Consider the following 22,207-nt stretch of genomic DNA (forward strand, 5'->3'; position numbering starts at 1 on the left):
CATTGGGCAGGGTTCATCGGGCAGGGGCTCAGCGGGACTCGGCCGCGGCGGGCGCGTCCGCTCCCGTGGCCGGCTCGGCCAGGTCCACGCTGTCGCGCAGCCGCACCTGCGGGAGGAACAGCACGGCGAGGATGCCGACGACCGCGATGCAGGCCGAGATCAGGAAGATGTGGCCCGTGGCGTCGCCGTAGGCGGCGCGCACGATGGTGCGGATCGGCTCGGGCAGCGCCCCCATGTTGAGGCTGCCGCTACCGCTCTGGGACGCGGGCACCCGGATGCCGGACTTGGTCAGGCCGGTGGCGATGTTCTCGGTGACCTGGTTGGCCAGCACCGCGCCCAGAACCGAGACGCCGATCGTGCCGCCCAGCGAGCGGAAGAACGTGATGGCGCCGCTGGCCGCGCCCAGCTCGCGCAGCGGGACGGTGTTCTGCACGGCCAGGACCAGGTTCTGCATGGACATGCCGACGCCGGCGCCGACCACCAGCATCCCGGCGCCGACGAAGACCAGCGAGGTCTCGTGGTCGATCATGGACAGGGCGACGAAACCGAGCGTGAGCACGATCGAGCCGACGAGGATGTAGGGCTTGACCCGCCCGCTGCGGGACACCATCCGTCCCGAGACCGTGGACGACACGAGGACGCCGAGCATCATCGGGATCGTGAGCAGGCCCGCCTCGGTGGGGGAGTAGCCGCGGCCGATCTGGAAGTACTGGCCGAGGAAGACCGCGCCGCCGAACATGGCCATGCCGACAGCCAGGCTGGCGAGGATCGCGAGGGCCGGGGTGCGCCGCCGGATGACGTGCAGCGGGACGACCGGCTCGCGGACCGTGGACTCCACCCAGACGGCGATGCCCAGCAGCACGACCGAGGCGCCGACCATGGCGAAGGTCTGCCAGGAGATCCAGTCGAAGGAGTTGCGGACGAAGGTGATCCAGACGAGCAGGATGCTCACGCCGGCGGCGATGAGGAGCGCGCCGGGGTAGTCCACGGACGTACCGGGACGGCGGACCGAGACGATGTCGAGCGTACGGTGCAGGACGATCAGCGCGATCGCGGTGAACGGGATCGGCAGGAAGAAGCACCACCGCCAGCCCAGCCAGGACGTGTCGGTGATAAGGCCGCCCAGCAGCGGGCCGCCGACCGTGGCCACGGCCATGACCGCGCCGAGGTAGCCGTTGTACTTGCCCCGCTCCTTCGGGCTGATCATGGCGGCGATGATCACCTGCACCAGGATCTGCAGCGCGCCCATGCCCAGGCCCTGGAGCGCGCGGAAGGCGATCAGCATCGGCGTGTTCTGGGCGAAGCCGCAGGCCAGCGAGGCGACCAGGAAGATGCCGATGGCGACCTCGAGCAGCAGCTTCTTGCTGAACAGGTCGGCCAGCTTGCCCCAGATGGGGGTCGAGGCGGTCGTGGTGAGCAGGGCCGCGGTGACCACCCAGGTGTACTGCGACTGGGTGCCGTTCAGCGCGCCGATGATCTGCGGCAGCGCCACCGACACGATCGTGCTGCTGATCATCGCGAGGAACAGGACGAGGAGCAGGCCGCTCAGCGCTTCGAGTATCTGCCGGTGGCTCTTGGCCCCCGTCTCCGGCAGCGTGGGTGCGCTCACGCGCAGCCTCCAATGCGAGTGTCGAAGGGGATTACCACTCAACGATACATGCCCAGTGAGCAACTTTGCCCGGTGGGCAATGTTTCAGCGGCTAAGCTGAGCGCACCATGGAGACGACGGCGGGATTGCGCGAGCGTAAGAAGGCCGAGACGCGGCAGGCCATCCACAAGGCCTCGCTGCGGCTCGCCGTGGAACGCGGGCTGGACCACGTCACCGTCGACGACATCGTGGAGGCCGCCAACATCTCGCGCCGGACCTTCTCCAACTACTTCGGCAGCAAGGAGGACGCCCTCCTGTACGGCGAGGAGGAGCGCGTCCGGTCCCTGGTGCGGGCGGTCCGCGAACGGCCGGCGGTGGAGTCGGGCTGGCAGGCGCTGCGCGGCGCCGTGCGCGAAGAGCTGGAGGACGTGGGCGAGCCCGACCGGGAGTGGGCGGTGCGCACCTCGCTCACCAAGCGGCATCCGTCCCTGCTCGCCCGGCAGCTCGCCAACCACGCCGCACTGGAACGGGAACTGGTCCAGGCGATCTCCGACCGCGACGGGGCGGGAGAGCCGGCCGCCGACCTGAAGTGCCGGATCATGGCCGCGGCCTTCCTCGTCGCGTTGCGCATCGCGACGCACGTCTGGATCGAGGAGCAGGAGGCCCGCCCGCTCTCCCAGATCATGGAGCAGGCCCTCGACGAGGTGGCGCGGCCTTTCGGCTGAGCCCCCGGCCTTTCGGCTGCGCCCCCCGGTTTTTCCGCTGGGCCCCGGTCTTTTCGCTGGGCCCCGGCGACCGCCTCGGGCCTACTCGTCGGGCCCGGCCCGCCCCGTGAAGCGGGCCAGGAGCAGCGCGAGCCTGAGGTCGTGGTGCTCGCGCGGGAGCCGCCCGTCCCGCGTGAGGGTCACCAGGCCGTGCAGGGCGGCCCAGAAGGTCTCGGTCAGCGTGGGCAGGTCGTCGCCGCCCGCATGAGGGCGGACGGCCTCGGCCAGCTCGCCGAAGGCCGCGTGCAGGGCGGGCGGGGCCTCGGGGGTGGCGAACGGCAGTGCGACGATCTGGCTGAACATCGCGTCGTAGAGCGCCGGGCGCCGGTCGGCGAAGGCCGCGTATGCCGCGCTCACGTCGGCGATGGCGCGGCGGGCGTCCGGCGCCGCGGTCCGGGCCGCGCGCAACTCCGCGGCCAGGTCGGCGCAGCCCTCCACGGCGACGGCCGCCATGATCGCGTCCTTGCCCTTGAAGTGGCTGTAGAGCACCGGCTGGCTGTACTCGACCCGCTCGGCCAGCCGCCGCGTCGTCACGGCGTCCCAGCCCTCGGCCTCGGCCAGCTCGCGGGCCGCCGTGATGATCAGCTTTTCCCGCTCGGCGCGCTCGCGCTCCCTGCGCGACTGGATAGACATGCTTGGAATTCTAGCAGCGCTAGTGTTTATCGCAATGCTCTGCTAGCGTCGTTCTTGTTCCTAGCGCTGCTAGTTCTCGGAGAGAGACATGCTCACCCCCATCGCGTACGGCCTCGCCGTCGCTCTCAACCTGCTCGTCCTGCTCATCGGAGCCCGCTTCCTGCTCGTGCCCCACGCCGCGGCCGCCGGCTACGGCGTCCCGGCCAAGAAGGACGGCGATGTCGCCTACCTGACGATCAAGGGCCTGCGCGACGGGAGCTACGGGCTGCTGGGCCTGGCCCTGCTGGCCTTCGCCGGCGCCCGCGCCGAGGCCTGGTTCATGCTGATCGTCGCCCTGATACCCCTGGGCGACACCCTGATCGTGCTGCGCAACGGCGGCACCCGGGCGGTCGCGTTCGGCATCCACTTCGCGACCGCCGTGGTCATTCTCATCAGCGCCGCCCTGCTCTTCGCCGTCTAGCATCACGGCATGGCCCCCACCAAGGCCGACCTCGAGGCGGCCAGGAACGCGACGATCGAGGACGTGCTCGGCCCCGGGCTCGACGTGCTGTTCTGCGGGATCAACCCCAGCCTCTACTCGGCCGCGACCGGTCACCACTTCGCCCGGCCGGGCAACCGGTTCTGGCCCGCGCTGCACCTGTCCGGTCTCGTCCCGCGCAGGCTCGCGCCGTCCGAGCAGCACCTGCTCCCGTCGTACGGGCTGGGCATCACCAACATCGTGGCCCGGGCGACCGCCAGGGCCGACGAACTGGCCCCCGATGAGCTCCGCGAGGGCGGCGCGCGGCTCGCGCGGCTGGTGGCGGAGGTCCGCCCCCGCGTCCTGGCGATAGCGGGGGTGTCGGCCTACCGCGTCGCCTTCGCGCGCCCCGCCGCCCGGATCGGCCCGCAGGAGGAGACGGTCGGCGGGACGGCGCTGTGGGTGCTGCCCAACCCCAGCGGGCTGAACGCCCACTGGAGGCTGGACGCCATCGCGGCCGAGATGGCCCGTCTACGCCCTTGAGGCGGCGGAGCGTACGCGGCGGGTCAGGGGTGGCCGGGGCGGGACAGGATCCGCCGGGCGATCGGCGGAGGCAGGTGCGCCACCTCGCGGTCGTGGAAGGCCACCATGTCCTCGGCGTCGGCGTACAGCTCGGCGACGGCTCGGGCGCAGCCCTCGATGACCCGGGTGTCGGTGACCCGCCGTCCGCCCACATGGGCGCCGATCTCGTCGTAGAGGACCTCGTACATCAGGTCCCGGTTCAGGATCAGCAGCTCGGGCAGCGGCGCGCGGCTCTCCAGGTGGCGTACGGACCGGGCGTGCAGCGCCCGTGCCCGCTCGCCCGCCCGCGTGCGCGCCGCGAGCAGGACGATCTCCCACTGCAGGTATGGCGTCGGCGGCATCTCGACGATCCGCAGCCGGCGCAGCTCCGCCCGGGGCGGCAGGTCGTCGGCGAAGCGCATCTCGTCCATCAGCGCGAGCGACCGGTCCCAGTCTCCGCTCATCATGGCGACCCAGCTCGGGGTGTCGGGCTCGTGGAAGTGCTGGGCGCGTTCCAGCTTCCATACCACGCCCTCGATCCGGCGTAGGTGGTCGTAGAGCTCGGTCCGGTACTCCGCCGCGGGAAGTACCTCTCCCGCGGCCTGTCTGACGTGCTCGAACGCTTCTCCGGGCATGAAGTCTCCTTCGGCCGAAGCCGAATCGCTGGTCGGAGCGCGCCAGGCTCCGGCCCGGATCTGGAATCGTGGCGCGCGTGGGTCTTCCGCGGACGTCTGGTGAGTCAGTTCCCCGTCGAGTTGCTGCACACGGCCGTCTCGGCCGCGTCAAGCAATCTGATCCTGATCTGCCTTGTCCCCGCCGTTCCTTCGGTCTCCTGCACCACCTCGGGTTCTGGCTCGGCCGGCTTCATCTCACCCTCCGTTCGTCGGCGTGGCCGCAAACTCTCCCCCGAGGGCGACATGTCGATCGTTGGCCGCTCCCGACCCCGGGTCAAGACCCAAATCCCCGGCCGCCCAGAGCGTTACGTACGGCGGCCGGGGGAGCGCGGAGACCCGCCGCTCAGCGGTGTCCCGGCCCGTAGCGCCGCATGCGCTGACGGTGCCGGATCAGCCCCACGACGGCCGAGACCAGCCAGGCGACGAACAGCAGCCTGAGGACCACGAACAACGGCCAGGCGACCCCCGAGACCAGCGCGACGGTCAGGAACACCACGCCGGCGATCGCGACCAGCGGCAGCCCGCCCCTCATCGGACGCATCGCGGCCCTGTGACCAGCCATGCGAGCGGCAGGGTGGGGGCCCCAGGCCGGACCGTGGGGGTGCCAGTGCCCCCGGGCCCAGGGCGGCCCCGGGGGGCGGCCCCACATGCCGGCCCCCGCCCACGGCCCGCCGTACGGCCCGGGGCGCGTGCCTGTCGGGGAGCCCGGGAAACCGGGCACGCCGGGGGACGGGAAGCCCGGGCCCCACAGGCCCCCGGCTCGCGCGTCACCGGCCCGGCGGCCGCCGTCCGAGGCGTCGCCCTGCCACGCGCCGGGCAGGTCGGCGGTCACCCGCCGCAGGTCCTCGGCCGTGCGCGCCGAGAGCGTCGCGTCGAGGCGCTCGTCGAGTTCCTCGCGGGTGATGCGGCCCTGTGCGAACGCGTCGTGCAGGAGTCGCGTCACCTCGTCGCGCTCCCGGTCGCCGATCCGCAGCCCGCCGGGCGCGGACGCGCCGTGTGCCGAACCGCTCGACTGGGCGTGGTCGCCGCCGCGGGAGGGGCGTGCGCCGCCGGCGGCGGGCTCGTCGGGGGAGACCATCGTCATTCCTCCACTGGGTCGCCGTCGGCGAGGATCTGGTAGAGCCGCCGCCTGGTCTCGGTCAGGACCTGCCTCGCCTGCCCGACCTGCCCCTCGGAGCCCGAGTGGGCGATCTGGAACAGCGCGGACGCGGCCTGCCTGGACAGGTCGAACAGCTCGTGGACGTTGTCCCCGATGTCCGGCGTCATCTCCTCCCAGGGCGCCCGGACCTCGTCCCCGTGCTCCTCGACGTAGGCGCGCCCGGCCTCGGTGAGCTGGAACGTCTTGCGCCCGTCGGTCTCCTCCGCGCGCACCAGGCCCTCGTCGGTGAGCTGCTGCAGCGCCGGGTAGACCGCGCCGGGGCTGGGCTTCCATCCGCCCTGGCTGCGCTCGGCGATCTCCTGGATGATCTGGTAGCCGTTGCGCGGCTCCTCGGCGAGCAGGGCGAGGATCGCCGCCCGCACGTCACCGCGCTTGGCCTTCCTGGGCCGTCCGAAGCCCCGGGGGCCGAACGGGAAGTTGCCGCCCGCCCACGGCGGCCCGAACGGGCCGCCGGGCCCGAATCCGCCCCACGGGCCGCGCCCCCGCATGCCGCCCCTGTGCCGGTGCTCGTGAGGGCCCCCGCCCTCGTGATGTTCCTGGTGCCACATGACTGCCCCCTTCATGAACGCCTCGCGCAGCGCGCGCCGCATGTGACGGCGCATCTCGTGCCTGAACTCGTGTCTGAACCGATGTCCGAACTCCGTGTGGGCGCAGGGCCCGCCGACCGCGTGTGCCGAACTCATCGCAGTGCCCCCTTATGGTTCACGATTCGTTCTCGATGGCTCAACGATATATCGCGAGCGTTCTTGCGACAATCCCCAGGTAAGAGTGACATAGCTCACGCGGAAGTTTTTCGAGTAGGGGGAACAGGCCCCGAGACCGTAGCGTTATCTCTCACGAAGACGGGATCGTTCTGCTCTGAGAGGGCTGGGGGGTGCTCTTGGAGCGGGACGATCCCGTCTTTGTCTTTTCCGGTCGCCGTCGCGTGGCACCTTCCCGCCGCTGGTCGTGCCGGTGGGGTGCGACACGCACCTGGGCGGGTGGGCGCTTCGCGGAATTTGTCGGTGCTTTGCCGTAGAGTCTCAAAGCGTGATCTTGACATGATGGGGCACTCGCACGCCCTCAGCGGGGCGGCGGTGTGGTTGGCGGTCGCGCCGGCCCTGGTGGCGCTGCCGGACGCGCTGGGACATCCGGAGCTGGCGACGATGACGGGGCCGATCCTGACCCCGCCCGAGCTCGTCGCGGGCGCCGTGGTGTGCGCGGGCGCGGCCATGCTGCCCGATCTCGATCACCCCAACGCCACGATCGCCCAGACGTTCGGACCGGTGACCTGGCTGCTCAGCAAGGGCGTGAACTTCGTCAGCGGCGGGCACCGGCACGCCACCCACTCGCTGCTGTTCAGTGTCCTGACCGGAGTGGGCGCGCATCTGCTCGGCGACCGTTACGCCATCGGCCGCGACATCCTGGTCGTGCTGATGATCGGCCTGGCGATCCGCGCCGTGGGCATCGGCGTGCCCGGCAAGACGCTCACCTCCGCGGTCGTGAACGTGGGGCTCACCGCGGGGCTGTTCCTCACCTTCATGACGCTGGGGGTCACCTACTCCTGGCTGGGGCTGGCCATCGGGGTCGGCTGCCTGGCGCACCTGATCGGCGACTGCCTGACCGAGCGCGGCTGCCCCGTCTTATGGCCGATCAAGGGGCGCTGGCTCCTGCCGTGGGACATCGGCATCAAGACCGGCAAGGCGTTCGAGAAGCAGTTCGTCGGCCCCGCCCTGTCGATCGTGGTGATCGCGCTGTTCTGCCTGCGGCTCATGCCCGCCTGAGCGGGGACGCGCCCGCGGTCGGCGCGTCCGCAGGAACTTCCCGAAAGCCGAAAAATCCGGCTGTTTGCCGACGTCAGCTCTATGGCCGCCGGCCTACCCATTAGTAACTTGATGTCGAGATATCTTGAGCGATATCTTGACGTCGAGACATCCGCCGACCCGCACAGGTTAGGGCAACCTAATTGTCAGGAGTGTCCCATGCGTGCGGGAGGATGCACACGAAACCTGTGACAAGCCCGGACCCTGGGGAGGCGAACTTCGTGTCCGCGAACAGCTTCGGCAGCCGTGACACGCTGCGCGTCGGTGACGCGTCATACGAGATCTACCGGCTGGACGCCGTCGAGGGGTCGGCGCGCCTCCCGTACAGCCTCAAGATCCTGCTGGAGAACCTGCTCCGCACCGAGGACGGCGCGAACATCACCGCCGACCACATCCGCGCCATCGCGGGCTGGGACCCGAACGCCCAGCCGAGTGTGGAGATCCAGTTCACTCCCGCACGCGTGATCATGCAGGACTTCACCGGCGTGCCCTGCGTCGTCGACCTCGCCACCATGCGCGAGGCCGTACGCGACCTGGGCGGCGACCCGGCGAAGATCAACCCGCTCGCGCCGGCCGAGATGGTCATCGACCACTCGGTCATCGTCGACTTCTTCGGCCACCCCGACTCCTTCGTGCGCAACGTGGAGCGGGAGTACGAGCGCAACCGTGAGCGCTACCAGTTCCTGCGCTGGGGCCAGACGGCGTTCGACGAGTTCAAGGTCGTCCCGCCCGGCACCGGCATCGTCCACCAGGTCAACATCGAGCACCTGGCCCGCGTGGTCATGACCCGCGACGGCAAGGCGTACCCGGACACCTGCGTGGGCACCGACTCCCACACCACCATGGAGAACGGCATCGGCGTCCTCGGCTGGGGCGTCGGCGGCATCGAGGCCGAGGCCGCGATGCTCGGCCAGCCGATCTCGATGCTGATCCCGCGGGTGGTCGGCTTCAGGCTGACCGGCAAGCTGCCGGCCGGCGCCACCGCGACCGACCTCGTGCTCACGATCACCGAGATGCTGCGCAAGCACGGCGTGGTCGGCAAGTTCGTGGAGTTCTACGGCGAGGGCGTCTCCAGCGTGCCGCTGGCCAACCGCGCCACGATCGGCAACATGAGCCCCGAGTTCGGCTCCACCTGCGCCATCTTCCCGATCGACGGCCAGACCATCGACTACCTGAAGCTCACCGGCCGCTCGCCGGAGCAGGTCGCGCTGGTCGAGGCGTACGCCAAGGAGCAGGGCCTGTGGCTCGACCCCTCGGCACCCGAGCCCGCCTTCAGCGAGTACATCGAACTCGACCTGTCGACCGTCGTCCCGTCGATCGCCGGGCCCAAGCGCCCGCAGGACCGCATCCCGCTGGCGGACGCCAAGTCCGCCTGGCGCGCGGCGGTCCGCACGTACGTCACGGACGAATGCATCGAGGGTCCGGCCGACGAGGCGTCCGCCGAGTCGTTCCCGGCGTCGGACTCGCCGGCGATCTCCCACAGCGGAGCGGGCGACGTGCCCCACGCCGTGCGGCGTAACGGCGAGCGTCCGCACCGGCCCACGCCCGTGACGATGTCGGACGGCACGTCGTTCGAGATCGACCACGGTGTCGTCACGATCGCCGCGATCACGTCCTGCACGAACACGTCCAACCCGTACGTCATGCTCGGCGCGGCCCTGCTGGCGAAGAACGCGGTGGACAAGGGCCTGTCGCGCAAGCCGTGGGTGAAGACCTCGCTCGCCCCGGGCAGCCAGGTCGTCACCGGCTACTTCGAGCGGTCCGGCCTCCAGCCCTACCTGGACAAGCTGGGCTTCAACCTCGTCGGCTACGGCTGCACCACCTGCATCGGCAACTCCGGCCCGCTGGAGCCGGAGATCTCCGCCGCGGTCCAGGAGAACGACCTCGCGGTCACCGCCGTGCTGTCGGGCAACCGCAACTTCGAGGGCCGGATCAACCCCGACGTCAAGATGAACTACCTGGCCTCGCCGCCGCTCGTGGTGGCGTACGCGCTGGCCGGGAGCATGGACGTCGACCTGAACAACGAGCCGCTCGGCGTCGGCTCCGACGGACAGCCGGTCTTCCTCAAGGACATCTGGCCCGCGCCCGAGGAGGTCGCGGCGGTGGTGTCGGAGTCGATCAGCCAGGACATGTTCCAGCGCGACTACGCGGACGTGTTCAAGGGTGACGAGCACTGGCAGTCGCTGCCGATCCCGACCGGCAACACCTTCGAGTGGGACCCCGAGTCGACGTACGTCCGCAAGGCGCCGTACTTCGACGGCATGCCCGCCAAGCCCGAGCCGGTGACGGACATCCGGGGCGCCCGGGTCCTGGCCAAGCTGGGCGACTCGGTCACCACCGACCACATCTCGCCCGCGGGCTCGATCAAGGCCGACACCCCGGCGGGTCGCTACCTGCGCGAGCACGGCGTCGAGGTCAGGGACTTCAACTCGTACGGCTCCCGCCGGGGCAACCACGAGGTGATGATCCGCGGCACGTTCGCCAACATCCGGCTGCGCAACCTGCTGCTCGACGGCGTCGAGGGCGGCTACACCCGCGACTTCACCACGGGCGGGGAGCAGGCGTTCATCTACGACGCGTCGCAGAACTACCAGGCCGCCGGCATCCCGCTGGTCGTCCTGGCCGGCAAGGAGTACGGCTCGGGGTCGTCGCGTGACTGGGCGGCCAAGGGCACCGCGCTGCTCGGCGTGCGCGCCGTCATCGCCGAGTCGTACGAGCGCATCCACCGGTCGAACCTGATCGGCATGGGCGTGCTGCCGCTGCAGTTCCCGGAGGGCGAGAGCGCCGACTCGCTGGGCCTGACCGGCGAGGAGACCTTCGACATCGCCGGCGTCGAGGAGCTGAACACCGGCTCGACCCCCGCCACCGTCACCGTGCGGGCCGGGGACGTCGAGTTCCAGGCCGTGGTGCGGATCGACACGCCCGGCGAGGCGGACTACTACCGCCACGGCGGCATCATGCAGTACGTCCTGCGCTCCCTGCTCGCCAAGAGCTGACGAGGCTCGCGACGAGCTGACAGCGCGTCCGCCGCGAACCGGCGGCCCGGTCGACCACCGGGCCGCCGGCCCGGCTCTGTGCCGGAAGCGTCGCCCGTAGAGGGCCGGAGTCCTCGCCGCGCGGTACGAGGACCTCCCGGTCCCGTCCTCGGAGCACGGGGGAGGGGCTGCAATCGGTTCGCGGCTCGCCTACGCCCTGATGAGTCGGCTCAGGACGGCGCGCATCTTCGCGAGCGCGGCCTCCTCCACCCAGCCGATTCTCCTGGTCAGCCGCTGCACGGAGATGGTACGGAACTGCTCTACCATCGCCCAGCTCTGCTTCGCCAAACCCGTGCCCGGGTCGATTTCGACATGGCTGGGCCAGCCACGCTGCGTGGTCGTCAGTGGGACCGTGAGCACCAGGCCCACCGGCACATCGTTGATCACGCGGCCGCTCATGACCACCGTAGGCCTCGGCCCGCCCTGCTCACGGCCCAGCGGCTGACCGTAGTCGGCCAGCCACAGGTCACCGCGGGTTATCCGCATCGAACTCCTTTCGGCGGTGATTGTCCGAGTTCTGGGGGCCGGATAACCGGTTGCCGGGGCGGTGGGGGACGTCGCTAGGGTCCGGCCATGGATCACGACGTGGCGCTGCTGCTCATCGGGGGAACGGCGGTCTTCATCGGGGCGGTGGTGCAGGGCGGGGTGGGGTTCGGGCTGGGCCTGGTGGCCTCCCCGCTGATCACGCTGCTCGACCCGACGGTGATGCCCGGCGCGGTCCAGGTCGTCAACATGGCGATGCCGCTGTTCACCCTGGCCAGGGAGTGGCGCAGGGCCGAGTGGCGGGGAGCGGGGTGGGCCCTGCTGGGCCGGCTGCCGGGCAGTGCGATCGGCGCCCTCGTGGTCGTCTACGTGAGCACGGCGACGCTCGGCGTGCTGGTCGGCGTGATGGTGCTGGTCGCGGTCGTGCTGACGGCCCGCGCCGTCGCCGTGCCGCGCAACGGCGCGACGCTGACGGCCGCCGGGTTCCTCTCGGGGATCACCGGCACGGCCACCGGGATCGGCGGCCCGCCGATCGCCCTGGTCTACCAGAGCGCCCGCGGCCCGCAGATCCGGGCGACGCTCGCGATGTTCTTCTGCCTGAGCGCCGCACAGTCGCTCGTCATCCTCGCCGTCCTCGACAGGCTCCCGGGGCGGGCCCTGGCCGCCGGGGCGGCGCTGGTGCCCTTCGTCCTGCTCGGCTTCGCGGCATCGGGGCCGCTGCGCCGCTACCTCGACGGCGGGCGGGTCCGTACGGCCGTTCTGGCGGTGGCCGCCGTCTCCGCCTGCGCGCTGCTCGGGCAGAGCCTCGCCCACTGAGCGTGGCGAAGCCGTCAGGCGGATCGACTCCCGCACTCGACCCGGCCGCCACGCCCGCGAGCACGCCGGTGAGACCGGCACGTCGTCCCTGCCCACGGCAGGGGTCCCGGGACCACGAACACGTCACGACCCCCCGCCGGGACGGCGGGGAGGGACCGCCGGCCGATGTCGATCGTGCGTTTCTTCATTGTTACCGCGAACAACAAACGTTACCGTCCTGTGTCTTTCACCACCTGGGCTTTGGGCTTACGTTGTCTCAAACAACATTCCCTGGAGCGGTGAACGCCGTGACCCGGCTCTGCCGTACCGGGTGGCCACGAGCTCGGCCGCACCCCCTCATAGACCCCCAGCCAAAGAAAGGACCCACGCATCATGCGCAAGGGGATCCTCAGCATCGGCGCCGCCGCCGCGGCGCTCACCCTCGGTCTCACCGCCTGCGGGGGCGAGAGCGGTGACACCTCCGCGGAGTCCAGCGGCGCCCCCTCGGCCGCCGCCGGCGACGCCAAGCCCGGCAAGATCGGCGTCATCCTGCCGGACAGCAAGTCCTCCGCCCGGTGGGAGACCGCCGACCGCAAGTACCTGGAGGAGGCGTTCAAGACGGCGGGCGTCCAGTACGACATCCAGAACGCCCAGGGCGACAAGACCGCGTTCCAGACGATCGCGGACCAGATGATCACCAACGGCGCGACCGTCCTGATGATCGTCAACCTGGACAGCGGCACCGGCAAGGCCGTGCTGGACAAGGCCAAGTCGCAGGGCGTGGCGACGATCGACTACGACCGCCTCACGCTCGGCGGCAGCGCCTCCTACTACGTGTCCTTCGACAACACCGCGGTCGGCAAGCTGCAGGGCGAGGGCCTGGTCAAGTGCCTGACCGACAAGAAGGCCGACAAGCCGATCGTCGCCGAGCTGAACGGCTCGCCGACCGACAACAACGCCACGCTGTTCAAGCAGGGCTACGACGGCGTGCTGCAGCCGAAGTACGACTCCGGCGACTACAAGAAGGGCCCGGACCAGTCGGTTCCGGACTGGGACAACACCCAGGCCGGCACGATCTTCGAGCAGATGCTGACCCAGGAGCCGAAGATCGCCGGTGTCCTCGCCGCCAACGACGGCCTCGGCAACGCCGCCATCTCCGTGCTGAAGAAGCAGAAGCTGAACGGCAAGGTCCCGGTCACCGGCCAGGACGCCACCGTGCAGGGCCTGCAGAACATCCTCGCCGGCGACCAGTGCATGACGGTCTACAAGGCCATCAAGAAGGAGGCCGACGCCGCCGCGCAGCTCGCCGTCTCGCTGGCCAAGGGCGAGCAGCCGCAGGCGAGCGGCTCGGTCAAGGACACCGAGGGCAACCGTGACGTCCCCTCCGTGCTGCTGGAGCCCCAGGCCATCTTCTTCGACAACGTCAAGGACGTCGTGGCCGACGGCTTCGTGAGCAAGGACGAGCTGTGCACCGGCGAGTTCGCCGACAAGTGCACCGAGGCCGGCGTCAGCTAAGCCCATCCACCCACCGGGTGCGTACGGCGACGCGGACCCCCTGAGCGGGTGACGTGCTGAGCCGCGACGAGCACCGTGCGGGGCGCCCTGTCCCGGAAGGGCACAGGGCGCCCCGCACCGCCCGGAGCGACGAGAGGCGGCCCGGAGAACGGCGCCGTACCGGCCCCATCGATCTACGGAGTAGCCCATCGTGTCCCAGGGACCGATCCTGGAACTGCGCGGCATCAACAAGAGCTTCGGCCCCGTGCAGGTCCTTCACGACGTCGCCTTCTCGGCCCACCCGGGTGAGGTGACAGCACTCGTCGGCGACAACGGCGCCGGCAAGTCGACGCTGGTCAAGTGCATCGGCGGCATCCACCCGATCGACTCGGGCGAGTACTTCTTCGAGGGCGAGCGGGTCCACGTGAGCGGGCCCAGGGACGCGGCGGCGCTGGGCGTCGAGATCGTCTACCAGGACCTCGCCCTCTGCGACAACCTCGACATCGTGCAGAACATGTTCCTCGGCCGCGAGCGCCGCAGCGGTCTGGTCCTGGACGAGGACATGATGGAGGAGATGGCGGCCAAGACCCTGGCCGGCCTGTCGGTCCGCACCGTCAAGTCGCTGCGCCAGCACGTCTCCAGCCTGTCCGGCGGTCAGCGGCAGACCGTGGCGATCGCCAAGGCCGTGCTGTGGAACAGCAAGGTCGTCATCCTCGACGAGCCGACCGCCGCCCTCGGCGTCGCGCAGACCGCCCAGGTGCTCGAGCTGGTCCGCCGCCTGGCCGACAAGGGTCTCGCGGTGGTGCTCATCTCCCACAACATGAACGACGTCTTCGCCGTGTCCGACCGGATCGCGGCGCTGTACCTCGGCCGGATGGCGGCGCAGGTCAAGGCATCCGAAGTGACCCACGCGCAGGTCGTGGAACTGATCACCTCCGGGCGCAGCGGGGAGCTCGGGCTCAAGAACGGCAACGGAGCGGCATCATGACAACCGAAACGCTCCCCAAGCAGGAGAACGCCGACTCCGCGCTCGGCGTGCACGTCAAGGGCTACATCGAGCGGGTCAAGGGCGGTGAGCTGGGGGCGCTGCCCGCGGTCTTCGGCCTCGTCATCCTCTGCGTGGTCTTCTCGGTCCTGCGCCCGGCCTTCCTGTCGGCGGTCAACTTCGCCAACCTGTTCACCCAGGGCGCGGCGGTCGCCGTCATCGCCATGGGCCTGATCTTCGTGCTCCTCCTCGGCGAGATCGACCTGTCCGCCGGTTTCGCGAGCGGTGTCTGCGCGGCGGTGCTCGCCGTGCTGCTGACCCTGCAGGGCTGGCCCTGGTATCTCGCGGTCCTGGCCGCGATGGTCACCGGCGCGCTCATCGGCCTGGTGCTCGGGTCCCTGGTGGCCAAGCTCGGCATTCCGTCCTTCGTGGTCACGCTGGCGGCGTTCCTGGCCTTCCAGGGCGTCGTGCTGCTGCTGGTGAAGGACGGCACCAACATCTCGATCCGCGACGAGACGATCCTCGCGATCGCGAACAAGAACGTCCCGCCGGTCGCCGGCTGGGTGGCGCTGGTCGTGGGCGTCGCCGCGTACGCCGCCATCCAGTTCCTGCAGGCGCGCCGCCGCGTGGCCCGCGGCCTGGTCGCTACACCGATCACGGTCATCGCCGCCCGGGTCGTGACGCTCGCCGTGGTCGCCGGGGTCGCGGTGTACGTGCTCAACCTGGAGCGCAGCCGCAACGCGGCGCTCGTGTCGCTCAAGGGCGTGCCGATCGTCGTCCCGCTGATCGTGATCCTGCTGATCGTCTGGACCTTCGTGCTGCGGCGCACGGCGTACGGCCGGCACATCTACGCGGTCGGCGGCAACGCCGAGGCCGCCCGCCGGGCCGGCATCAACGTGGACCGCATCCGCATCTCCGCCTTCGTCATCTGCTCCTTCATGGCCTCGATCGGCGGCATCATCGCGGCGTCCCGGGCCAACTCGGTCGACCCCAACACCGGCGGCAGCAACGTGCTGCTGTTCGCGGTGGGCGCGGCCGTCATCGGCGGCACCAGCCTCTTCGGCGGCAAGGGCCGGGCGCTCGACGCGCTGCTCGGCGGCGCGGTGGTCGCGGTCATCGAGAACGGCATGGGCCTCATGGGCTACAGCGCCGGCGTCAAGTTCGTCGTGACCGGCTCGGTGCTCCTGCTCGCCGCGGGCGTGGACGCGCTGTCGAGGAAGCGCGCGGCGGCGACCGGCAGAAGATGACGTGATCGGGACCGATAAGGTGATCTCCGACCCCTGACCTGCTCAGGTTCCCCCGACCCCACGGAATCCGAGGCTGCCCCGATGATGCGCGCCGGTCCCTCACAGGAGGAGATCCGCAAGCACAACCTCGGGACGCTGCTGCGGCACGTCCATCTCGGAGGGCCGACCTCGCGGGCCGAGCTGACCTCGCTGATGGGGCTGAACCGGAGCACCATCATGGCGCTCACGGCGGACCTGACGGCGGCGGGCCTCGTCAGGGAGGAGCTGCCCAAGGACACCGGCCGGGCGGGACGGCCGTCGCTGGTCGTCCGCCCGGAGACGGCCCGCGTCTACGTGCTCGCCTTCGAGGTCGGCGTCGACCGGCTGGCCGCCGCGCGCATCGGCCTCGGCGGCGTGATCCTCGACCGCCGCGAGACCGTGCGGGTGCGCGGGCCGTTCGACATGGCGCAGGTCGTGGGGGCGCTGGCGGGCTTCGCCCGGCAGATGCGGCGCAAGACGCGCGACGACACGATCTGCGTCGGCGCGGCGGCGGCGGTCTCCGGAGTGGTCCGCGCCTCCGACGGCGTGGTCAGAATCGGGCCGAACATCGGCGCGTTCGAGGTGCCGCTGGGGGAGGAGCTGACGAAGCGGCTCGCGCTCGGACTGCCGGTGGCGGTGGGCAACGAGGCCAACCTCGGCGCGCTCGCCGAGCACACCCGCGGGATCGGCGCCGGCTGCCGCGACCTGGTCTACCTCCACGGCGACGTGGGCATCGGCGGCGGCATCATCGTGAACGGCCAGCTCCTCGGGGGGTACGGCGGGTACGGCGGCGAGGTGGGCCACATGGTGGTCAACCCGGACGGCCGCCCGTGCGCCTGCGGCTCGCGCGGCTGCCTGGAGGCCGAGGTGGGGGAGCCGGCCCTGATGGAGCACGCCGGCCGGTACGGCGAGATGATCGGCAGGGACGCGGTCCGCGCCGTCGTGGACGCCGCCGACCGGGGCGACGTGATGGCCCAGGAGGCCCTCGCCCACGTGGGGAACTGGCTCGGGCTCGGCGTCGCCAGCCTGGTGAACATCTTCAACCCCGAGATGGTCGTCTTCGGCGGGATCCTGCGGGAGATCTACCTGGGCTCGGCCGCCCAGGTGCGCAGCCGGATCGCCACCGGCACCCTGCGCGCGACGCGGGAGCAGGCGCGGCTGCGCACCTCGGCCCTGGGTGACGACGCGACGCTGATGGGGGCCGCGGAACTGGCCTTCGGCCAGGTGCTCGCCGACCCCCTCGAAGCGCTGTCGCGGGTCGCCCCCTGAGGGTGGCTAGGCGGTCCTGGAGGCGGGGGCGGAGAACGTGTCGCACACCTTCGGGCCCTTGCCGTGCCAGCCGCGCTCGAGCCAGTAGCGGATGTTGCGGGTCTTGCCGTGCCACCTGTCGCCGGCGACCCGTTTGAGCTGCTCGTCCCAGTCGTGCCGGTCGCGGCCGAGTGAACGCCAGACGCTCGCGACGAAGGCGCCGGAGAAGCACTCGGCCTGCAGTTCGATGCGGCGGTTGAGGTCGTCCGCCCGCTTCCTGCCCACCTTGGGGGACTGCCGGGCGAACTCGGCCAGGATGCCGGCGCGGTCCTGCGCGTAGTGGCCGTACTCGTGGGTGACGACGGTGAAGAGATCGAATCCGGTGGGGTCCGACAGCTCCTCCTTGGACAGCATGATCCACATCGTCTTGTTCCTGGGGCAGTACAGGCCCGCCGCATAACTCGCCACGTACTGGCCGCAGCCCGTGTTCACGCTCGCTGTGATGTAACGCACTCTGGGCGGGGAGAACCTCAGTCCGGCCTGCCGGAACTCCTCGCTCCAGGTCCGGTTGAGGCAGCCGAACAGGGTGTCCAGGTAGGTCCGGTAGGTGTCCGGGTCGCCGGCCTGGCGGCCCGGCTCGGTGCACTCGGAGGATGCGAACTCGCCCGCGGTGTAGAGGGGGTTCCTCGTCAGCGCACCCGGGCCCGTGGGCACGGCTCCCGCCTTCGACCTGGCCGGTGTCGCCGTTGTGCCGGAGGCGCCCGCCGTACCGGTGAGGGACAGGACTCCCGCCACCGCCGTGACCGCGACGGCCACCGCGCGGAGGCTTATGCGAATCATCAGTGGGCATCCCAAGCGGACAGAGAGACAGTCAGGAATCTGGCGAACAGCCCGAAGACCCGGTAATGAGGACTTTCCTTTCGGTGGATCACGAGGGTAGGGCAGGAGGCGGCGACGGGTAAAGCGGGATCGAGGCCGGGACGGGGAAGGTCTTGTGCGGGTTCGGTGCAACCCCTGATACCGCCAGGCCTCCCTGGAACTAGACTCGATCCGTTCGATGGCGAGCGGGAAGGATGAGCGGTGGGGATTCTGGAGACGATCAAGGACCCGCTCGATGTGAAGCGCCTTGAGGCCGGGGAACTGCCCGCGCTCGCGGAGGAGATCCGCGACCTGCTGGTCTCCTCCGTCGCGAAGACCGGCGGCCACCTCGGGCCCAACCTCGGCGTCGTCGAGCTGACCATCGCCCTCCACCGGGTCTTCGACTCGCCGCGCGACCCGATCCTGTTCGACACCGGCCACCAGTCGTACGTTCACAAGATGCTGACCGGGCGGGCCGGGCAGTTCGGCACGCTGCGCCAGGAGGGCGGCCTGTCGGGGTATCCCAGCCAGGCCGAGTCCGAGCACGACGTGATCGAGAACTCGCACGCCTCCACCGCCCTGTCGTACGCCGACGGGCTGGCCAAGGCGATCACGCTGCGCGGGGAGACCGGCCGCACGGTGGTGGCGGTGATCGGCGACGGCGCGCTGACCGGTGGAATGGCCTGGGAGGCGCTGAACAACATCGCCGGGCGCAAGGACCTGCCGCTGATCATCGTGGTCAACGACAACGGCCGCTCCTACTCGCCGACGATCGGCGGTCTCGCCTCCCACCTGTCGTCCCTGCGGATGACCCAGGGCTACGAGCACGTGCTCGAACTGGTGAAGAACAACCTCGGCCGGGTGCCCGTGGTCGGCGCGCCGCTCTACGACACGCTGCACGGCATGAAGAAGGGCCTGAAGGACATCCTGACCCCGCAGGTCATGTTCGAGGACCTCGGGCTGAAGTACGTCGGCCCGATCGACGGCCACGACGAGGGGGCGGTGGAGGCCGCGCTGCGCCGCGCCAGGGCCTTCCGCGGGCCCGTCATCGTCCACGTGCTCACCCGCAAGGGCAACGGCTATGCGCACGCCGAGAACCACGACGAGGACTGCTTCCACGGTCCCGGCCCGTTCGACGTCGAGACCGGCGAGGAGCGGCCCAAGCCGCACAGCTGGACCAACGTGTTCAGCGAGGAGATCGTGAAGATCGGCGGCGAGCGGGACGACGTCGTCGCGATCACCGCGGCGATGCTCCACCCGGTCGGCCTGGCGGCGTTCGCCGAGGCGTACCCGGACCGCATCTACGACGTGGGCATCGCCGAGCAGCACGCCCTGACCAGCGCCGCCGGGCTCGCCATCGGCGGCCTCCACCCGGTCGTGGCGCTCTACGCGACGTTCCTCAACCGGGCCTTCGACCAGCTTCTGATGGACGTGGCGCTGCACCGCCTGCCGGTCACCGTCGTGCTCGACCGCTCGGGTGTGACGGGGGACGACGGCCCCAGCCACAACGGCATGTGGGACCTGTCGATCCTGCAGGTGATCCCCGGGCTGTCGATCGCCGTCCCGCGCGACGGCGCGCGGCTGCGCGAGCTGCTCGCCGAGGCGGTCGGCATCGACGACGGCCCGTCGGTGGTCCGCTACCCCAAGGGCGGCCTGCCCAAGGACGTGGAGGCCGTCGGCAAGCTCGGCGAGATGGACGTGCTGCGCACCGGCGACGCCGACGTGCTGCTGGTCGCGGTCGGCCCGATGGCCGAGATCTGCATGGACGCCGCGAACCTCCTCGACGCGCAGGGCATCTCGGCCACCGTGGTGGACCCTCGCTGGGTGAAGCCGCTGGACCAGGCTCTGGTGCTGGCCGCCGCCGCGCACAAGCTGGTCGTCGTCGTGGAGGACAACGGCCGGGTCGGCGGCGTGGGCGACGCCGTGGCGCGCCTGCTGCGCGACGCCGACGTGGACGTGCCGGTGCGGACCTACGGCATCCCCCAGCGCTTCCTCGACCACGCGAAGCGACCCAAGATCCTCTCCGAGATCGGCCTGACCGGGCAGGACCTCGCCCGGCAGATCACCGAGGCCGTGGCGCGCCGGTCGCAGGTGATGGAGAGCCATCCGGCACGGCTGGCGCAGCCCACCGACTGATAACTATGAGTAATCCCGGCATGACCGGGAAGTCTGCAGGTCATCGACGTGATGAGGAGCCTGCGGATGAGCCTTTTCCGGACGAAGCCGGTAGAACAGTCGATTGAGGATGCCGAAGGCGGCGAGCATCGGCTCAGGCGCACCCTGAGCGCTCTCGACCTCACCGTCTTCGGCATCGGCGTCATCGTGGGCACCGGCATCTTCGTGCTGACCGGCGTGGCGGCGCGCAACACGGCCGGCCCGGCCGTCGCGATCTCCTTCGTGGTCGCCGGGGTCGTGTGCGCGCTCGCGGCCCTGTGCTACGCCGAGTTCGCCGCCACGGTCCCGGTCGCCGGCTCGGCCTACACCTACGCGTACTCCACGATCGGCGAGTTCCCGGCCTGGATCATCGGCTGGGACCTGATGCTGGAGCTGGCACTGGGCGCGGCGGTGGTCGCCTCGGGCTGGTCGGGCTACTTCGCCTCGCTGCTGAAGAACTTCGGGATCTACCTGCCGCCGTCCATCGCCGGCGACGAGGCGGTCTTCAACGTCCCGGCGGCGCTGATCGTGATCCTGCTGACCGGGGTGCTGGTGGCCGGGATCAAGATGTCGGCGCGGTTCAACGGCGCCATGGTGGCGGTCAAGCTGGCCGTGGTGTTGCTCGTGATCATCGCCGGGGCGTTCTTCGTCAAGGGGGCCAACTATCAGCCGTTCATCCCGCCGTCCCACCAGATGGCCGCCGGGGAGGGTATGAAGGCCCCGCTCATCCAGGTGTTGTTCGGCGTGCAGCCGGTCGCGTACGGCGTCTTCGGCGTCTTCACGGCCGCCGCCCTGGTTTTCTTCGCCTACATCGGCTTCGACGTCGTGGCGACCGCGGCCGAGGAGACCCGCCGCCCGCAGCGCGACCTGCCGATCGGGATCATCGCCTCGCTGATCGTCTGCACGATCCTCTACGTGGCGGTCTCGCTCGTGGTCGTCGGCATGCAGCACTACTCGGAGCTCAGCGTGTCGGCCCCGCTCGCCGACGCGTTCCGGTCGGTGGGCCAGCCCTGGATGGCGACGCTGATCAGCGTCGGAGCCATCGCCGGGCTCACCACCGTCGTGATGATCCTCATGCTGGGCCAGAGCCGGGTGCTGTTCGCGATGTGCCGCGACAGCCTGCTGCCCCGGTCACTCGCCCGGGTCCACCCGACGTTCCGCACGCCGTATCGGATCACGATCGTCATCGGCGCGGTCACCGCGGTGCTCGCGGCGCTGATCCCGCTGAGCGCCATCGCGGAGCTGGTGAACATCGGCACGCTGTTCGCGTTCGTGATCGTCGCGGTGGCGGTGGTGATCCTGCGCAGGACCCGCCCCGACCTGCCCCGCTCCTTCCGCACGCCGTTCGTGCCGGTGGTGCCGATCCTGTCGGTGCTGGCCTCGGCCTACCTGATGCTCAACCTGCCGGTGGAGACCTGGATCCGGTTCTTCGCCTGGATGGTCGTGGGCACCGCGGTCTACTTCCTGTACGGCCGCCGCCGCAGCAGGGTGGCGGCTACCGGTTCGTCCGCAGTGCTCCGGCCTTCAGTTCAGGCCGGGGGCGAAGCGGACTCTCCCGCCTAGCGGGGCAGAGGGAACGCGGTCCGCATCCGCCGGGAGGACCCCTTCGTCAAAACCCCTGGGGAAGCAGTCCTCGAACGGTGAGCACGGCGCCGACGGCGGCCAGCAGGACGCCGCTCGCGCCCAGCAGCAGGCGGTAGCCGCGGGGGGTCAGCCGATGCCGGCCGGCCCCCACGGCTCCCGCCAGCGCCACCTTGGAACCCACCAGGATCAGGTAGAACCCGCCCACGAAGGCCAGCGCGTACGCCGGTGCCCGGTCCCAGGCCGAGACGAAGATCGGTGAGCCCACCGCGATCCAGAACAGCCAGGGGTGGGGGTTGAGCAGGTTCACCACCACGCCGCGCAGGACCTCCCTGGCCGAGGAGGGCGCGTCCTCGCCGGGGTGGGGCGGCAGGGCCGTACGGGCCTCGCGCAGCGTCTCGACGCCCAGATACACGACGTAGAGCCCGCCTCCGACCGACAGCACGCGCAGGAGCACCTGCGGCAGCGCCCCGACGGCCGTCACGGTGAGCAACACCACGGGCAGGTCGGACAGCAGCGGCACGCAGGCCAGGCGCACCCCCGAACGGAAGCCGCCGCGCAGGCTGGCCGTGATGACGAGCGTCAGCAACGCGCCGGGCGTGACGCCCGCGCCCAGGCCGAGGCTGAGCCCCATCAGCAGTTCCGTCACGCCGGCAACCTCCCGTTTCGTC

General features: G+C 70.6%; 20 protein-coding genes. 12 read left to right on the forward strand and 8 right to left on the reverse strand.

Annotation, left to right across the window (positions count from 1 at the left end; genetic code table 11):
- Nucleotides 1–28: 28 nt before the first annotated feature.
- Nucleotides 29–1,609 (reverse strand): MDR family MFS transporter, encoded by a 1,581-nt coding sequence (locus tag ACQEVJ_RS12575; protein ID WP_433100387.1) that lies wholly within the window; start codon nucleotides 1,607–1,609, stop codon nucleotides 29–31.
- 107 nt (nucleotides 1,610–1,716) lie between these two features.
- Here ACQEVJ_RS12575 and ACQEVJ_RS12580 point away from each other — a divergent pair, with 107 nt between their 5' ends.
- The gene (locus ACQEVJ_RS12580) at nucleotides 1,717–2,313 is read left to right on the forward strand and encodes a TetR/AcrR family transcriptional regulator (RefSeq protein WP_433100389.1); all 597 of its coding nucleotides are present in this window, start codon (nucleotides 1,717–1,719) and stop codon (nucleotides 2,311–2,313) included.
- Between the two features lie 81 nt (nucleotides 2,314–2,394).
- Here the strand turns inward: ACQEVJ_RS12580 and ACQEVJ_RS12585 are convergent, their stop codons facing one another.
- Nucleotides 2,395–2,985, reverse strand: a complete 591-nt coding sequence (locus ACQEVJ_RS12585) for a TetR/AcrR family transcriptional regulator (RefSeq protein ID WP_433100391.1) — start codon at nucleotides 2,983–2,985, stop codon at nucleotides 2,395–2,397.
- Between the two features lie 88 nt (nucleotides 2,986–3,073).
- Here ACQEVJ_RS12585 and ACQEVJ_RS12590 point away from each other — a divergent pair, with 88 nt between their 5' ends.
- Together ACQEVJ_RS12590 and mug are read left to right on the forward strand one after the other, a co-directional pair.
- Nucleotides 3,074–3,445, forward strand: a complete 372-nt coding sequence (locus ACQEVJ_RS12590; RefSeq protein ID WP_433100393.1) for a DUF4267 domain-containing protein — start codon at nucleotides 3,074–3,076, stop codon at nucleotides 3,443–3,445.
- 9 nt (nucleotides 3,446–3,454) lie between these two features.
- Nucleotides 3,455–3,985, forward strand: coding sequence for a G/U mismatch-specific DNA glycosylase (gene mug / locus ACQEVJ_RS12595; RefSeq protein WP_433100395.1), 531 nt, complete (start codon nucleotides 3,455–3,457; stop codon nucleotides 3,983–3,985).
- Between the two features lie 23 nt (nucleotides 3,986–4,008).
- Here the strand turns inward: mug and ACQEVJ_RS12600 are convergent, their stop codons facing one another.
- The 3 genes from ACQEVJ_RS12600 to ACQEVJ_RS12610 all read right to left on the reverse strand — a co-directional run bounded on the left by ACQEVJ_RS12600 (nucleotide 4,009) and on the right by ACQEVJ_RS12610 (nucleotide 6,519).
- Nucleotides 4,009–4,638: a DUF6879 family protein gene (locus tag ACQEVJ_RS12600; RefSeq protein ID WP_433100397.1), complete on the reverse strand. Its 630-nt coding sequence runs from the start codon at nucleotides 4,636–4,638 to the stop codon at nucleotides 4,009–4,011.
- A 382-nt stretch (nucleotides 4,639–5,020) separates the two neighbouring features.
- Nucleotides 5,021–5,755 (reverse strand): DUF1707 SHOCT-like domain-containing protein, encoded by a 735-nt coding sequence (locus ACQEVJ_RS12605; RefSeq protein WP_433100399.1) that lies wholly within the window; start codon nucleotides 5,753–5,755, stop codon nucleotides 5,021–5,023.
- Between the two features lie 2 nt (nucleotides 5,756–5,757).
- Complete coding sequence (locus tag ACQEVJ_RS12610) at nucleotides 5,758–6,519, reverse strand: PadR family transcriptional regulator (RefSeq protein WP_433100401.1); 762 nt, start codon at nucleotides 6,517–6,519, stop codon at nucleotides 5,758–5,760.
- A gap of 357 nt (nucleotides 6,520–6,876) precedes the next feature.
- On the opposite strand from ACQEVJ_RS12610, the gene ACQEVJ_RS12615 reads away from it, so the two are divergent.
- Nucleotides 6,877–7,599: a metal-dependent hydrolase gene (locus ACQEVJ_RS12615; protein WP_433100403.1), complete on the forward strand. Its 723-nt coding sequence runs from the start codon at nucleotides 6,877–6,879 to the stop codon at nucleotides 7,597–7,599.
- A 260-nt stretch (nucleotides 7,600–7,859) separates the two neighbouring features.
- Nucleotides 7,860–10,634 carry an aconitate hydratase gene (locus tag ACQEVJ_RS12620; protein ID WP_433100405.1) on the forward strand — a complete coding sequence of 925 codons (2,775 nt, stop codon included), beginning with the start codon at nucleotides 7,860–7,862 and terminating at the stop codon, nucleotides 10,632–10,634.
- Nucleotides 10,635–10,823: 189 nt separating this feature from the next.
- Here ACQEVJ_RS12620 and ACQEVJ_RS12625 read toward each other — a convergent pair whose 3' ends face one another.
- Nucleotides 10,824–11,159 carry a type II toxin-antitoxin system PemK/MazF family toxin gene (locus tag ACQEVJ_RS12625; RefSeq protein ID WP_433100407.1) on the reverse strand — a complete coding sequence of 112 codons (336 nt, stop codon included), beginning with the start codon at nucleotides 11,157–11,159 and terminating at the stop codon, nucleotides 10,824–10,826.
- 87 nt (nucleotides 11,160–11,246) lie between these two features.
- Here ACQEVJ_RS12625 and ACQEVJ_RS12630 point away from each other — a divergent pair, with 87 nt between their 5' ends.
- From ACQEVJ_RS12630 to ACQEVJ_RS12650, 5 genes are all read left to right on the forward strand, one after another.
- Complete coding sequence (locus ACQEVJ_RS12630; RefSeq protein WP_433100409.1) at nucleotides 11,247–11,972, forward strand: sulfite exporter TauE/SafE family protein; 726 nt, start codon at nucleotides 11,247–11,249, stop codon at nucleotides 11,970–11,972.
- 372 nt (nucleotides 11,973–12,344) lie between these two features.
- Nucleotides 12,345–13,466: a sugar ABC transporter substrate-binding protein gene (locus ACQEVJ_RS12635; protein ID WP_433100411.1), complete on the forward strand. Its 1,122-nt coding sequence runs from the start codon at nucleotides 12,345–12,347 to the stop codon at nucleotides 13,464–13,466.
- 190 nt (nucleotides 13,467–13,656) lie between these two features.
- Entirely contained in the window at nucleotides 13,657–14,433 is a 777-nt protein-coding gene (locus tag ACQEVJ_RS12640; RefSeq protein ID WP_433100413.1) for an ATP-binding cassette domain-containing protein, read from the forward strand.
- Nucleotides 14,430–15,677 carry a sugar ABC transporter permease gene (locus ACQEVJ_RS12645; RefSeq protein WP_433100415.1) on the forward strand — a complete coding sequence of 416 codons (1,248 nt, stop codon included), beginning with the start codon at nucleotides 14,430–14,432 and terminating at the stop codon, nucleotides 15,675–15,677. Before ACQEVJ_RS12640 ends, ACQEVJ_RS12645 begins: the two co-directional genes overlap by 4 nt.
- Before the next feature lie 84 nt (nucleotides 15,678–15,761).
- Complete coding sequence (locus ACQEVJ_RS12650) at nucleotides 15,762–16,964, forward strand: ROK family transcriptional regulator (RefSeq protein WP_433112678.1); 1,203 nt, start codon at nucleotides 15,762–15,764, stop codon at nucleotides 16,962–16,964.
- Nucleotides 16,965–16,970: 6 nt separating this feature from the next.
- Here the strand turns inward: ACQEVJ_RS12650 and ACQEVJ_RS12655 are convergent, their stop codons facing one another.
- Nucleotides 16,971–17,783 (reverse strand): neutral zinc metallopeptidase, encoded by an 813-nt coding sequence (locus tag ACQEVJ_RS12655; RefSeq protein WP_433100417.1) that lies wholly within the window; start codon nucleotides 17,781–17,783, stop codon nucleotides 16,971–16,973.
- A gap of 240 nt (nucleotides 17,784–18,023) precedes the next feature.
- Here ACQEVJ_RS12655 and dxs point away from each other — a divergent pair, with 240 nt between their 5' ends.
- The gene (gene dxs, locus ACQEVJ_RS12660) at nucleotides 18,024–19,937 is read left to right on the forward strand and encodes a 1-deoxy-D-xylulose-5-phosphate synthase (RefSeq protein ID WP_433100419.1); all 1,914 of its coding nucleotides are present in this window, start codon (nucleotides 18,024–18,026) and stop codon (nucleotides 19,935–19,937) included.
- A 66-nt stretch (nucleotides 19,938–20,003) separates the two neighbouring features.
- The gene (locus ACQEVJ_RS12665) at nucleotides 20,004–21,518 is read left to right on the forward strand and encodes an amino acid permease (protein WP_433100421.1); all 1,515 of its coding nucleotides are present in this window, start codon (nucleotides 20,004–20,006) and stop codon (nucleotides 21,516–21,518) included.
- Between the two features lie 46 nt (nucleotides 21,519–21,564).
- Here ACQEVJ_RS12665 and ACQEVJ_RS12670 read toward each other — a convergent pair whose 3' ends face one another.
- A complete protein-coding gene (locus ACQEVJ_RS12670; RefSeq protein ID WP_433100423.1) occupies nucleotides 21,565–22,185 on the reverse strand; it encodes a LysE family translocator in 621 nt (206 codons plus the stop codon).
- Nucleotides 22,186–22,207: the final 22 nt, after the last annotated feature.

Origin of the sequence: Microbispora sp. CA-102843, assembly GCF_050936215.1 — a bacterium.
Taxonomy (GTDB): Bacteria; Actinomycetota; Actinomycetes; order Streptosporangiales; family Streptosporangiaceae; genus Microbispora.

What these genes read in the sequence shown, in the direction of transcription:
- ACQEVJ_RS12580 (WP_433100389.1), top strand. Translation starts at nt 1,717, where the DNA reads ATGGAGACGACGGCGGGATTGCGCGAGCGTAAGAAGGCCGAGACGCGG.
- ACQEVJ_RS12590 (WP_433100393.1), top strand. Translation starts at nt 3,074, where the DNA reads ATGCTCACCCCCATCGCGTACGGCCTCGCCGTCGCTCTCAACCTGCTC.
- ACQEVJ_RS12625 (WP_433100407.1), bottom strand. Translation starts at nt 11,159, where the DNA reads ATGCGGATAACCCGCGGTGACCTGTGGCTGGCCGACTACGGTCAGCCG.
- ACQEVJ_RS12585 (WP_433100391.1), bottom strand. Translation starts at nt 2,985, where the DNA reads ATGTCTATCCAGTCGCGCAGGGAGCGCGAGCGCGCCGAGCGGGAAAAG.
- ACQEVJ_RS12645 (WP_433100415.1), top strand. Translation starts at nt 14,430, where the DNA reads ATGACAACCGAAACGCTCCCCAAGCAGGAGAACGCCGACTCCGCGCTC.
- ACQEVJ_RS12665 (WP_433100421.1), top strand. Translation starts at nt 20,004, where the DNA reads ATGAGCCTTTTCCGGACGAAGCCGGTAGAACAGTCGATTGAGGATGCC.
- ACQEVJ_RS12610 (WP_433100401.1), bottom strand. Translation starts at nt 6,519, where the DNA reads ATGAGTTCGGCACACGCGGTCGGCGGGCCCTGCGCCCACACGGAGTTC.
- ACQEVJ_RS12600 (WP_433100397.1), bottom strand. Translation starts at nt 4,638, where the DNA reads ATGCCCGGAGAAGCGTTCGAGCACGTCAGACAGGCCGCGGGAGAGGTA.
- ACQEVJ_RS12605 (WP_433100399.1), bottom strand. Translation starts at nt 5,755, where the DNA reads ATGGTCTCCCCCGACGAGCCCGCCGCCGGCGGCGCACGCCCCTCCCGC.
- ACQEVJ_RS12630 (WP_433100409.1), top strand. Translation starts at nt 11,247, where the DNA reads ATGGATCACGACGTGGCGCTGCTGCTCATCGGGGGAACGGCGGTCTTC.
- mug (WP_433100395.1), top strand. Translation starts at nt 3,455, where the DNA reads ATGGCCCCCACCAAGGCCGACCTCGAGGCGGCCAGGAACGCGACGATC.
- ACQEVJ_RS12635 (WP_433100411.1), top strand. Translation starts at nt 12,345, where the DNA reads ATGCGCAAGGGGATCCTCAGCATCGGCGCCGCCGCCGCGGCGCTCACC.
- ACQEVJ_RS12655 (WP_433100417.1), bottom strand. Translation starts at nt 17,783, where the DNA reads ATGATTCGCATAAGCCTCCGCGCGGTGGCCGTCGCGGTCACGGCGGTG.
- ACQEVJ_RS12650 (WP_433112678.1), top strand. Translation starts at nt 15,762, where the DNA reads ATGCGCGCCGGTCCCTCACAGGAGGAGATCCGCAAGCACAACCTCGGG.
- ACQEVJ_RS12615 (WP_433100403.1), top strand. Translation starts at nt 6,877, where the DNA reads ATGATGGGGCACTCGCACGCCCTCAGCGGGGCGGCGGTGTGGTTGGCG.